This window comes from Bradyrhizobium sp. 191, assembly GCF_023100985.1.
GTDB lineage: Bacteria > Pseudomonadota > Alphaproteobacteria > Rhizobiales > Xanthobacteraceae > Bradyrhizobium > Bradyrhizobium diversitatis.
In genome coordinates, this window is the sequence record NZ_CP064692.1 from 2,268,519 (window position 1) to 2,280,879 (window position 12,361).

The following is a 12,361-nucleotide window of genomic DNA, read 5'->3' on the forward strand; positions in this document are numbered from 1 at the left end:
GATGTCAAATCCGCCGCAGACGAGCCACCCCGGCGTGAGACCGGTGCAGGCTGCTGCAGCGACGCGTGGCGCCCGCAACCTCACGCGCCTCAATCCGGCGGAGCCGGTGCTCATGATGCCACCCGCCCCCGTCCCGCGCGTCTGATCGGGTCGCTCTCGTCCTCGCGATGAGACAGGCCGAGGCCCTGTCGATCCTCGATGCGGGCCGCGGCGCGATCCTCCGGATCGAATCCGGATCGTTCGATTCCGGAAGCGACGGCCGAGAGGTACGCCTGGGCAGATGATGTCGAGAGATCAAGACCAGACGCCATGAACCTGGCTTCCAGCCGCGACACCAACAAGCCTGCCACGATACTTGCAGCGGCATAGAGGGATGGTATCAGCCAGAGCTGCATTCCGCGTCGTCCATGGCTCAGCGCCAGGAGGGCTTGTCGCCCCTGTTGGCCACGCTCAGCATCGGCGCGGATACCTCCGGTTCGTTGATCTCGATCAATGGTCGGGATGCAGTCGGCAGATCGATGGAATGGGACATCACGCAGGCGGTGCGCCGTTGAACAAACAACCTCTCGATTCAATTGGTGCCGCGGGATGCCGAAGGAATCGCCGAGGATGACGTCGATCCCGGCCTGGCGAAGAGACCGGGCGCAGACGCTCGCCAATTCGGCTCACCGGAGAGAGCAACGAGACCGTTTCGCTCCGCTCGGTGCGCCGAGGCAACCCGTCGCCGGAATTCGCGCAGCACGTCCTCGGCGAAGCCGTACGTGAGTTGATAGGATCCGGATCCGGGATTTTGCAAAGGCGCATCCCGATGTGAGCGTCGAGCTCGCAGGGCCGGGCGGCAGCTCCCCACGAGTGATGTCAGGCGGGCGGGCGATCTGACTGGGGCGGGAGGGTGCTCAGCCAGATTGTCGCCGCACTCAGGCGCCTGAAATCGCTACAGAAATCGGAGCAACACGGTGGTGCGTGTCGCAGACTTGTGCCGCACCTCGCAACTCAATCTGGATGGGTGATCCAATCAGACAAGCATGCCTCAGTGCACCCCAACACCGAGCAGGCGCTCGACCATCTTGGGGTCGTCCCGTAGCTGCGAGCATTCCCCACTCCAGACCGCCTTGCCGCGTTCAACCACCATGACATGATCGGCAAAGCGCAGCGCTCGTTCGATCTGCTGCTCGACCAAAACGATGGTCATCTCACCGGAACTCGCCAGCGCGGTGATGATTTCCATGATCTGATCGCAGATCACTGGCGCGAGCCCCTCGAGCGGTTCATCCAAGAGGAGAACTGAAGGCCTTCCCAGCAGCGTCCTGGCGAGCGAGAGCATCTGCTGCTCGCCGCCCGATAATTGCGTCCCGAAATGGCGTCGACGTTCGGCCAACCTCGGAAACATCACGTAGACCTCTTCAAGCGCCTCTCGACCTCGATCTTTGAGACCTGCGACCAGGTTTTCTTCCACCGTCAGCGACCGAAAAATGTCGCGCGTCTGCGGTACGTAGCCGAAACCTCGCTGAGCACGTGTAGATGCCTTGGACTCCGTGAGATCTGCTTCCCCCAGGAATACTTTCCCGCCATGATGGGTTGTCAGACCCATGAGCGATGCGAGCAAGGTCGTCTTGCCGACTCCGTTTCGACCAAGGACGCTGAGACGACCTCCGGGCAGAACCTCGAAAGACATGTCATCGATAACGCGGGTGGGGCCATACCCGGCACTGAGACCTTTGACTTCAAGACGCGTGGCGGGCATCTGCGTAGCTACCTAGATAAGCTCGACGGACTTCCTGATGGTGCGTGACTTCTGCCGGATCGCCCTGGAAGATCAGCTTTCCGTTGGCGAGAACGAGCACACGGCGGGCAAATCTGAAGACCAGGTCCATGTCATGCTCGATCATCAAAACCGCGATATCAGACGGCAATCTGTCGATCGCCTCGATGATCTTGGAAGACTCCTCTGACGGCACCCCTGCCGCAGGCTCGTCCAGGAGCAGGACCTTCGGCTCGAGAGCAAGCCCGATTGCCAGGTCAAGAAGGCGCTGCTGACCGTACGCCAGTTGCGAGACCTGCCTGTCGGCCAGATGTGCGATACCAAGCGTTCCAAGGGCCCGCTCCCACTCCCGACGAACGTCCGGCCGATCCATCGGGGAGGAAAATATATTCCTCGTGAGTCCCTTTCGTTGCATCACGGCGAGCGCGACGTTCTGTGCGACCGTCAGGCTCTTGAAGAGCCTCGTAATCTGAAATGTTCGGATCAAGCCGGCATCGACGCGATCGGAAATCGGTAGCGCGGTCACATCAACCCCGGCGAGGTGTACGGCCCCTTGTGAAGGGGTCAAGTCACCGGAGATGACGTTGACGAGCGTGGTTTTGCCCGCGCCGTTCGGGCCGATCAACGCGACCCTTTCTCCCTTCCCGATACTGAAGGATATATCATCGTTGACCCTCATCCCGCCGAAGGACATCGACACGTTTCGCAGTTCGAGCAGCGACTGGCTCACGGGCGCCTCCTCAGCACCGAGGCGGTGCGACCAGCAAGCAAGCCTCCCAGGGATACCAGGCCCTTCGGGGCGAACAAAACGACCGCGATCAGCAACGCACCGACCATGGTCATCCAATGGAATGGATTCGCAGCCGAGACATAGTGCTCGAACACTTGGAAAACGATGGATCCGATCAGCGCGCCCCAGAGACTGCCTGCGCCACCCAGGACCAGCATGACGAGAGCTTCAGCCGACCGCTCAAATCCGACGCTATCCAGTCCCACGACGCCCGTATTGATGGCATTGAGAGCACCACCAATTCCGCCAACAACCCCCGACACGCCATACATCAGCACGAGCCGGGGATACACGCGGGCCCCGATCATCCGAGCTCGAAGGCTGTCATCCTTGATTGCCTGACAAAGCAGGCCGAAGGGAGAGTGCACGATTCGAAGCAGCACCACGAACACGACCATGAGCACCGCAACGGAGAACACGTAGCCGGTGCGACCGTACATGTCGAACGCATAGACCCCGAAGATTCGTCCAGGCGAAATGCCGGACAATCCGTCGCTTCCGCTCGTCAGGCTGGACAGTTTGTTGGCTAGCGCCGCGATGAGCTGTCCGACGGCAATGGACAGCACGAGTTGGGGGAGACCCTTGAACCTCGTGACAAGGAGCCCTGAGACCAGCCCCATCACGGCACCAGCCACTGCGCCCACGAGCAACAACAGCAGGGGGTCGGAATGTCCGGCAAGGCAGGCGTTGCCCACGACGTAGGCGCTCACACCGTAGATCGCCGCATGCCCCAGGGTGGCGACACCGCAATACCCCGTGACCAGATCGAGCGACAGCACCAGAAGCGTGATGCTGATCAGTCGCGTCAGAAACGCGAGGTCGTCCGGAAAAAGAGTGTAGCCGAGCGCTCCGAGCGCCAGCGTGATTGCGACAGCGCGCAGCTCGAGCGGCACGAAAAAACGAGGCGGGCTCATGCCATCGACCATGGCTCGATCGGTCACGTCAGTGCCTCCTGCCCAAAAGGCCGTTCGGGAACAGAAACACGACCAGGATGACCGCAAGATAGAAGAAGAACTCACCATATTCGGGTGCAAGGTACTTGCCGGTCGTGTCTGCAAGGCCAAGCAATATCGATGCCGCCACGGCGCCTGGGATCGATCCCGCCCCGCCGACCGAGACGACGACAAGGAAAGTCACCATATATCTGAGCGCGTAAAAGGGTTCGACGGGCAACAATTCGGCGCCCACCACGCCCCCGAACGCCGCCAGGCCGACCGCAAGCGCGAAGGTCGCGGAAAAAAGGATCTGCGTCTTGATTCCGAGCGACTCGGCCATATCACCGTTGTCGACCGCGGCACGCAGCCGGATCCCGAACTCGGTGCGGTCGATCAGTAGCCAGAGCAAGCCCGCGGTGCACACTCCGCAAATCATCACGAAAATCCGATGAGCTGGGATCATTCGGAAGCCGAGATCGACGGGACCGCTCAGCAGCGGAGGCAGCGGAATGGATTTGGTTGTCGGGCCAAGAATGTAGTTGGCAACGCCGATGATGACAAACGCAATGCCGATCGTGAGCAAAATCTGGGTCAGCTCATCGGACTTGCGATAGATCCGGCGGTAGAGAAGAAACTCAAGCGGAAAAGCGATCGCGATGGTGCCGAGAACCGCCAGGACAATCGCGAGCGGATATCCAACTCCTGCGCTCTTGAGCGCAAAAGACGCGAGATATCCCCCGATCATCGCAAATGCGCCATGAGCAAGGTTCACGACCCTCATCAGGCCCATCATGATGGACAGTCCGATGGAGATGATGAAAAGCACCATGCCGTACGAAAGGGCATCCAGCCCGATGCTGAGACCCGTCCACGCCATTAGTTGATTACTTCCGCGACTTTGAAATGTTGCGACCCCAACGCGTCATGCTGAATGGTCCCGCGGACCACCGTCATCAAGGTCTTGACCGACCGCAGGTCGACGGACGAGTCGAACGGGTCCTGTTCCAAGGCGATCAGGTCTGCGGCGCTGCCGGCGCGGAGACTGCTGTGTGTGTCCGTCAAGCCGGGTATCACCGTTGCTCCGCGCAGATCGACGGTGACGTCTGTGGAGCGGGCCTCGTCCCGAACGCCGACACAAAGAAGGGCGCCATTTTGCGTCACCAGCGTATCGGCCGGAATCCGGTCGCTGGCACCGCGATAGATGCGACCGCTGACGAAGCGAATAGACTGCGACCGACCACTCATTCTGGGCCCTTCTTCGACACGATGAAGAGATCGCTCGCGAGATTTACATCGCGAGCGATCCGCTCTAGTTCTTCGCCAGACCCCAGTCCGGCTGCGCGTCGAACGTTTGCAGTTCCTTGTTGAGGAACTTGCCGTCCTGCTTCACGACTTCGCGCAGATATACGTTCTGACGAATATGCCGGGTATCCGGGTCGATCGACACGGGTCCGCGCGGACTGACCCATTTCATGCCCTTCACGGCCGCAAGGGCTTTGTCCGGATCCTTTTGACCGTTCGTGGCCTCGACCATCTTGTAAATGAGCCGAGCACCGTCATAGGCCGCGACCGACGCCATGGTGATGTCGTCAGGCTTGGCGCCAGCCTTGATCAGATCGGCCAGGAAGGTCTTGTTCTCTGGGGAGTCGTGCGAGACCGCGTAGTGGTAAGTCGACAAGATGCCTTCGCCGCTGTCACCAATATTCGGAAGATCGGGCTCGGTCACGACATCACCCGTGGACAACAACTTCACGCCGGACGCTTTCAGTCCGTTGTCGATATAGGCCTTGACGAACCCCAGGGTTGGCGGACCGGCCGGCAAGAACGTGAAGATCATGTCTGCGCCGGAATCCTTGATCCTTTGCATGATTGGGCCGAAGTCGGTCGTATTGAGCGGCATCCTGACCGATTGGACGATGGTGCCTCCATCTGCCTCGAACGTCTTTTTGAAGGCTGCTTCGGCATCGATGCCGGGGCCGTAATCGCTGACGGCGATCGCCACCTTCTTGGCCGCTCTGGCCTTCGCCACCTTTGCCGCGGGGACCGTGTTCTGCCACATCGTAAAGGACGTCCGCACGATGTAGGGGCTCTTCTCGACGATCGCGGACGTCGCGGCGTTCATGACGATCATAGGCACCTTCGCTTCCTCAAGAAGTGGAGCGACGGCCAGGGCGTCCGGAGTGAAGTACAGTCCCGCGATGTATTGAACCTTCTCCTTGACGATCAACTCCTGAGCCAATGATTTCGACTTGGCCGGGTTCGGCGATTCTTCGTCGCGATAGACAAACTCGATCTGATGATCGCCGACTTTCGATCCATGCTTGGCCACCCAGGCGTCAATGCCGTACTTGAAGTTCTGGCCGAACAAGGCATACGGACCGGACATGGTGCCAATGATCCCCACCTTGATCGTGTCGCACTGCGCTGGCGACACCCAGGCGGTGGCAATCGCGACGGCCCCAACAAGTCCAAACCTCAAGCTCATATCTCTATTCTCCCGCTTCGGTGATGCTGTTTCAGAACATTTCGAAATATTCTCGCTGCTCCCACTCGGTGACCGTCGATTGGAAGCGCTCGATTTCCGCGTTCTTGATGAAAACGTAGTAGTCGACGAATTTCTCTCCCAGAGCCTCGCGGAAGAAGGGGTCATCGCGCAACGCGAACACCGCCTCGCGCAAGGAGGTCGGTAGGAGGTTTGCCTTGGTCTCGTAGGGGGTGTCCGCCGACGGACCGGGATCGAGCTGGCTATCAATGCCGTTGAGGCCGGCCAGAATCTGCGACGCCATGTACAGATAGGGGTTTGCGGCCGGCTCGCCGATCCTGTTTTCGAGCCGGGTGGCTTTATCGTCGGGACCGCCCAGCACGCGGATCATGACGCCCCTGTTGTCGCGTCCCCAGATCGCCCGATCCGGAGCCAGCGAATAGGAACGGTAGCGCTTGTAGCCATTGATCGTCGGCGTCGAGAAGACCGCGGATGCCCTGGCATGCTCCAGCAGCCCGGCCATATAGTGCTTGCCAAGTTTCGACAGACCGGCCGGTTCGCTCGTCATGAACGCGTTGACGCTGTCTGTTCGGGAGACCAGCGATTGGTGAAGGTGCCACCCCGATGACATCACGTTCGGTATCCGCGGCCGGCACATGAAGGTCGCGTGATAGCCGTGGCGGTTGCAGATCTGCTTCACTGCCGTACGAAACAGCACCATGGTGTCTGCCGGCTCAATGCCGACGGTGGGCTGAAACACGAACTCGCACTGGCTCGGTCCGTATTCCACCTCGATCGACCGAAGCGGCAAGCCCAGCGCCACGATGTTTTGCCTGATCAGCTCGAGCGCAGGCTCCATCTGGTCATAGCGTTGCTCCGTCAGGTACTGATAGCCCTGCGAAAGCAGACTGACCTCCGGAGGCTCACCCGGTTGCCCGGGACTGCCGGCGTCCCCTGGCGCTAGTCGGGCATTCTCGACTTTGAAGATGTGGCATTCGACCTCGAGGCCCGCCTTGAAATCATAGCCCCGGTCTTTGAGCTGCCCCAGCACGGATTGGTACAGGCCCCTGGAGGCGAAGGGCACGGGTCGTCCGTCGGAGAAGTAGAGGTCGCAAAGCACCCACCCGGTTTTTGGTGCCCAGGGGAGAACCTTGAAGGTGGTGGGATCGGCGACCATCATGATGTCGCCTCCTCCCTGCATCTCGTGCATCCCGAACCCGCCGCCGGCGGTGAAGACGGGAAACACCGTGCGGTGAGAGGTATCTTTCGCGAGCAATGTCGTCGTTATCGAGCAGCCGCTCTCGATCGACGAGAGCGCTTCGGAAGCGACCAGCGCCTTGCCGCGCAAGATGCCGTGCTGGTCCGGAAAGGAGAGCCGGATCGTATGCAACTCCTGCTCCTCCGCCATCCGCCGCATGCGGATGGCAGCCTCCTTCTGTTCGGCCGACCAGAGACCGTGCTTTTCGACGAAACTCAACGACATCTCCTTTGCTGAGCTGGGCCGGCCTGGGTTATTCGGCGGCGGTCAGGTGAGACACCTTCTTGGCGAGCTCGGCGGGGACCGGCGCGGCCCAGGGAGCGCCCCGACGACGCTTGACGTCCACTTCCATCCAGTAGGTTTCCCAGCCCTTCGTCGGACCGATGCCGTCCATTGTGGCCGGCCCCTGGATGCTGCGCGCGCTGGCAGCGTCGAGGAACAACAGCGGCTTGCCTCCGGAGGCCACCTTCTCGATCTCCTGGCGAAGCAACCGGCGGTACTGAATGATCGCCTTGTCGGATTGCCCGAGATGCTCACGCGTCCGGTCCTGAATGGCGCCCATCGACTCGACGGCCCACTGGTCGTGGACGTTGATGTCCGCGCCCATGCCGGTGTAAGTCTCGGTCGCTTGCTCGTGCGGGTCGAAGCCGTAGTCGTTCGACTTGTTCTTCCGCGAGCGGTATTCCGGCAACTCGTAAAGCTCGAGGCGCTGCGCGCGCATTTTCGCCTTGTCGACGGGCGCGGCGTAGCTGGTGAAAATCGCATACCAATAGCAATTCACGTCGTCGACGGGCACATGCCACTGGGTAATCGTCATCTCCGTGCTCATCGGAATGACGAACGCATGCGGGAATAGCTGGTTGGTGACGCGAACGTGGGTGCGCTGCTCGTCGATTTCTCGCAAGGCGATGAGCCGCAGGCCGTATTCGGTGTGCTCGACGTTGATGATCGGCCGGTCGTACTCGCGCAGGACCTTCGTCATGGGCATCTCCGAGTCGGCCGACGCACCGCGAAACTGCTTGCCGTAGGCCGCCGATGTATCCTCATCCTCGAAGAACCGGTGAAGGAACGATGCGTGAGCCGGGTCGATGCCGACTTCCAGGGCCTGCAGCCAATTGCATTCGATCAGGCCCTTGAAGGCGAAGGTGTATTCGCCCGGCGCCGCGAAGCAGTCGATCTCCGGAAACGCAGGCGGCTCGCCTTCACCCAAATACGCCCACAGGATTCCACCTTTCTCCAGGACGGGGTAGGATCGCTGCTTGATGTTTTTGCAGAGCGAGGAGTTTGCAGGCTCGGCGGGCGTCTCGAGGCACTGTCCCGTGGCGTCGAACAGCCACCCGTGGAAGGCGCAGCGCAGGCCACCGTTCTCGAGCCGGCCGAAGGCGAGGTCGGCACCCCGATGCGGGCAGTCGCGATCGAGCAGGCCATAGCGCCCCGTTTCGTCCTTGAACAGAACGAAGTTCTCGCCGAGAAGCTTGACGGCCTTGATGGGGCGCCCCTCCGCGAGTTCGTCGACGAGCGCAGCAGGCTGCCAATACATCCGCATCAGCTTTCCGGCAGGCGCCTTCGGTCCGACGCGGGTAATGAGGTCGTTCTGCTCTTGGCTCATCATGACTTGGGTCTCCTCTCTCCGGCTTCGAGATGCGTCCTCTTGTTATCGGGACGCAGACTAACGCTGAAACACGATCTTGCCGCCGACAATCGTCAGGTCGGCTTTGATGTCCTTGATCTGCTCCTCGGGGACCGTCATGAGATCCGCCGACAACGCGGTCAGGTCCGCCAGTTTTCCGGCCTCGATCGTCCCCTTCTCGTTCTCTTCGAACATATAATGCGATGCCGCGCTGGTGTAGAGGCGCAGCGCCTGCTCGCGGCTGATGGCTTCGTTCGCACCATAAACGCCTCCGGCGCGATCCTTGCGGGTCACCATGACATACATGTTGATGAAGGGATTGATCGTGTTCACCGGGAAGTCGGTGCCGGCGCCGAGGCTGTTCAGCCCCACCTTCTCGATGAGAGTCTTCGTGGGCACGGCCCGATTGGCGACCGTCGCGCCCAGGAAACGCTCGACGGTGGCCGCCTTGTCCCACATGAACACGTTCTGTAAGTCGACCCTGACACCGAGGCGCTTCGCGCGCTCCATTTGCTCGGGCACGATCAAGCTTCCGTGGATCAGGACGAAACGACGATCCCTAATCGACTTTTCTTTGTCGGCTGCTTCGAATGCATCAAGAACCTGGTCGATGCCCTTGTCGCCGACGGCATGGACACCTACGCGCCAATCGTAGCGATTGCAAATGGACACCAGCTCCTTCAGACGTTCCGGCGATTGCTGGGCAATGCCGTGGTAGTCGTTATGCGAGTCCGGATAGGCATCGCGCATGAGCGCCGTCTTGAGCGTCATGCCGCCATCGTAGAGGATTTTGATTCCGCCAAACTTCAGCCAGTCATCGCCAAAGCCGGACGAGGCGCCGTTGCCGCGCATGATGTCCTCCCAGGCCGCGTTCTCGCCGGGGGGCTCCGGGCGCCACATGAGACCGACCCGTAGCGTTGCTTCACCGGCCTGCGCCACGCGCTGCAGGGCCGCGATGTCCCTGGGCGAGGTGGCCCCTTCGACGACGCTGGTGATCCCGAACGAGTTCAGCACACCTTCCGCAAGCTTGAATTGGCGAAACTCGTCGTCCGCCGTCCACTCCGGAACGGCCTTTTCGACCTTGTCGATCGCCGTCTCGACCAGAACGCCGGTCAGGTCACCAGCACTGTCGCGCTCAAACGATCCGCCGCTTGGGTTTGGCGTGGCCTTGGTTACGCCGGCTTTCTCGAACGCCATCGAATTGGCCATCGAGAAATGGCCAACGGTCCGGAGATAGACCGGATTGTTCGGCGCGACGCCATCAATTTCCTGCCGTGTCAGGTAACGCTTTTCCGCAAGTTGCGACGGGGGATGCCAGGCGCTTCCGATGATCCACTCACCAGGCTTTTTCTTCGCCACAAACTGCTTGATGCTTGCGAGGGCATCCGCAACAGTCTTGGCGCCGCTCATGTTCACGACGTAGTCGGATAGGCCGGCGGCCTTGAAATGCGCGTGTGTGTCGATCAGCCCGGGAACGACCGTCTTGCCCTGCAAGTCGATCGTGCGGGTGCGATCGCCAGCCACCGCCTTGATCGTCGCCGTGTCTCCTACGACCAGGATTTTTCCGTCGCGAACGGCGAGTGCCTCCGCAACCTTTGACTGACCGTCCATGGTGAGAATCTTGCCGTTGATCAAGGCAAGCGAGGGAGCATTGGCCTCTTGCTGCTGGGCAAACGCCGCACTTGATGTCAGCACCACGCCCATGATCGCCGTTGTCAGCTTCATTGCGCCCTTCCCGTCAGTTCGGTAGACGAACAACCGTTCGTTATTCTTCAGAATGACTCCAGTGTGACGAGCAAGCAAGCAAAATATTTCCGCAAATCCTGCCTAATGGAACCGCAGCGGCGGTAACAAGTCGAGGTTGAAGGGTCGCTAGAATGAGTTTAACCGTCTAACGAACTTACGTTCTTAGATCGAACAAAACCAAGGAGCGGAGGTCGGATGCCGCGAGTGAGATTTGTCCAGCAGGACGGCAGCGAAAAATCCCTCGAGGTCGGACGCGAGGTGAGCGTGATGCTCGCGGCCGTTCGCAACGGTGTTCCCGGTATCGACGGCGAATGCGGCGGCTGCCTCGATTGCGCGACCTGTCACGTCTACGTCGATGAAGAACAAACAAGCTCTCTCCCTCAGCCGAGCGAAGAAGAGCTCGAGTTGCTATCCGCCGTCTCGGGAGAGCGAAGGCCGAACAGTCGGCTGAGTTGCCAGCTGAAGGTGCTGGCCCCTCTCGACGAGCTGGTGGTCCATGTGCCGGCGAGGCAATCATGACGGGGCTGGTCATCATCGGCGCCTCATATGCCGGCGTTCAAGCCGCTCTCACTGCTCGTGATGCCGGCTATTCTCAGCCCATCACCATTGTGTGCGACGAAGAGTGGTTGCCCTATCAGAGGCCGCCGCTATCCAAGGACTTCCTTCTCGGGCGCATCAGCGAGCAAAATCTGATCTTGCGCGACGAGACTTTCTTCGAAGGCAAGCAGATCAATCTCGTTCTTGGGCAGCGCGCCACGCTGCTTGATTTGCGCGCGCGACAGGTCACTCTGGCCGGCGACAACGCTCTGAAGTTTGAAAAACTCCTCATCTCCACAGGCTCGCGCGCACGGCGCATCGCGGTCGAGGGCGCGGACTTCGATGGAATTTTCTATCTGCGGTCGGTGACTGATGCGATCGAGCTGAAGGCACGTCTGGCCGATGCTGCGGAGATCGTCATCGTCGGAGGCGGCTTTATAGGGCTGGAAGTTGCGGCCTCCGCGGCAAAGCTGGGCAAGAAGGTCACCGTCGTGGAAGCGAGCAGCCGCCTGCTTGAGCGTGCAGTCTCGCCGGTCTTGTCGACCTTTCTTCTTGATACGCATCTGCGGACTGGCGTCGACGTGATGCTCAACGAAACGGTGACTTCCTTCAAAGGAAACGATCGAAAAGTTTCCGCTGTCGTGCTGGGCAACGGTGCCAGTGTCCGCGCCGACCTGGTGTTGGTGGGGATTGGTGGTGTCGCCAATGACGAGATCGCGCGCTCGGCGGGGCTTAGATGCACGAACGGAATTGTTGTTGACGAGCACGGACAATCCGAGACATCGGACATTTTCGCGGCCGGTGACTGCGCCAACCACTTCAACCGCTTTTGCGAAAGCTGGGTCAGATTGGAATCGGTGCAAAACGCCCAGGATCAAGCGAAGGCCGCTGGACTGGCGATCGCCGGCGCTCCCGCGCCCTATGAGAGTGTGCCGAGGTTCTGGTCCGACCAATATGACGTCAAGCTGCAGATCGTCGGACTGGCCGGACAGTATGATCGGCAGGCGGTCCGAGGTTCGGTCGACGACGGAAGGTTCTCGGTCTTCTACTATCGCCGGGGCCGATTGGTCGCGGTGGACAGCATCAACCGGCCAGGCGAGCAAATGGCAGCCCGACGCCTGATTGCCGCGGGGATCTCCCCTGCACCGGAGCAGGCCGCCGACGCTTCCTTTGACCTCAAATCCCTGGTGACAGCCGCAGACAAGGCTGGCGCCTGACCCG

General features: G+C 60.7%; 12 protein-coding genes. 2 read left to right on the top strand and 10 right to left on the bottom strand.

Annotated elements, in window-relative coordinates; genetic code table 11:
• Window positions 1-110: 110 nt before the first annotated feature.
• The 10 genes from IVB23_RS10420 to IVB23_RS10465 all read right to left on the bottom strand — a co-directional run bounded on the left by IVB23_RS10420 (window position 111) and on the right by IVB23_RS10465 (window position 10,582).
• Entirely contained in the window at window positions 111-395 is a 285-nt protein-coding gene (locus tag IVB23_RS10420) for a hypothetical protein (protein ID WP_197968422.1), read from the bottom strand.
• Between the two features lie 635 nt (window positions 396-1,030).
• Complete coding sequence (locus tag IVB23_RS10425; RefSeq protein WP_197968428.1) at window positions 1,031-1,744, bottom strand: ABC transporter ATP-binding protein; 714 nt, start codon at window positions 1,742-1,744, stop codon at window positions 1,031-1,033.
• Entirely contained in the window at window positions 1,725-2,456 is a 732-nt protein-coding gene (locus IVB23_RS10430) for an ABC transporter ATP-binding protein (protein WP_061878693.1), read from the bottom strand. Before IVB23_RS10430 ends, IVB23_RS10425 begins: the two co-directional genes overlap by 20 nt.
• A 32-nt stretch (window positions 2,457-2,488) precedes the next feature.
• Window positions 2,489-3,466 carry a branched-chain amino acid ABC transporter permease gene (locus IVB23_RS10435; protein ID WP_247804816.1) on the bottom strand — a complete coding sequence of 326 codons (978 nt, stop codon included), beginning with the start codon at window positions 3,464-3,466 and terminating at the stop codon, window positions 2,489-2,491.
• A 28-nt stretch (window positions 3,467-3,494) separates the two neighbouring features.
• Window positions 3,495-4,364, bottom strand: coding sequence for a branched-chain amino acid ABC transporter permease (locus tag IVB23_RS10440; RefSeq protein WP_061878373.1), 870 nt, complete (start codon window positions 4,362-4,364; stop codon window positions 3,495-3,497).
• Window positions 4,364-4,732 (bottom strand): hypothetical protein, encoded by a 369-nt coding sequence (locus tag IVB23_RS10445; protein ID WP_247803447.1) that lies wholly within the window; start codon window positions 4,730-4,732, stop codon window positions 4,364-4,366. Before IVB23_RS10445 ends, IVB23_RS10440 begins: the two co-directional genes overlap by 1 nt.
• Before the next feature lie 64 nt (window positions 4,733-4,796).
• A complete protein-coding gene (locus IVB23_RS10450) occupies window positions 4,797-5,972 on the bottom strand; it encodes an ABC transporter substrate-binding protein (protein WP_061878375.1) in 1,176 nt (391 codons plus the stop codon).
• A gap of 31 nt (window positions 5,973-6,003) precedes the next feature.
• A complete protein-coding gene (locus IVB23_RS10455) occupies window positions 6,004-7,446 on the bottom strand; it encodes a glutamine synthetase family protein (RefSeq protein WP_247803448.1) in 1,443 nt (480 codons plus the stop codon).
• A gap of 34 nt (window positions 7,447-7,480) precedes the next feature.
• Window positions 7,481-8,839 (bottom strand): aromatic ring-hydroxylating dioxygenase subunit alpha, encoded by a 1,359-nt coding sequence (locus IVB23_RS10460; protein WP_061878376.1) that lies wholly within the window; start codon window positions 8,837-8,839, stop codon window positions 7,481-7,483.
• Window positions 8,840-8,896: 57 nt separating this feature from the next.
• Window positions 8,897-10,582, bottom strand: coding sequence for an amidohydrolase (locus tag IVB23_RS10465; protein ID WP_247803449.1), 1,686 nt, complete (start codon window positions 10,580-10,582; stop codon window positions 8,897-8,899).
• A gap of 288 nt (window positions 10,583-10,870) precedes the next feature.
• Here IVB23_RS10465 and IVB23_RS10470 point away from each other — a divergent pair, with 288 nt between their 5' ends.
• The gene (locus IVB23_RS10470) at window positions 10,871-11,122 is read left to right on the top strand and encodes a 2Fe-2S iron-sulfur cluster-binding protein (RefSeq protein WP_346659153.1); all 252 of its coding nucleotides are present in this window, start codon (window positions 10,871-10,873) and stop codon (window positions 11,120-11,122) included.
• A complete protein-coding gene (locus tag IVB23_RS10475; RefSeq protein ID WP_247803450.1) occupies window positions 11,119-12,357 on the top strand; it encodes an FAD-dependent oxidoreductase in 1,239 nt (412 codons plus the stop codon). The genes IVB23_RS10470 and IVB23_RS10475 overlap by 4 nt, the downstream gene beginning before the upstream one ends.
• Window positions 12,358-12,361: the final 4 nt, after the last annotated feature.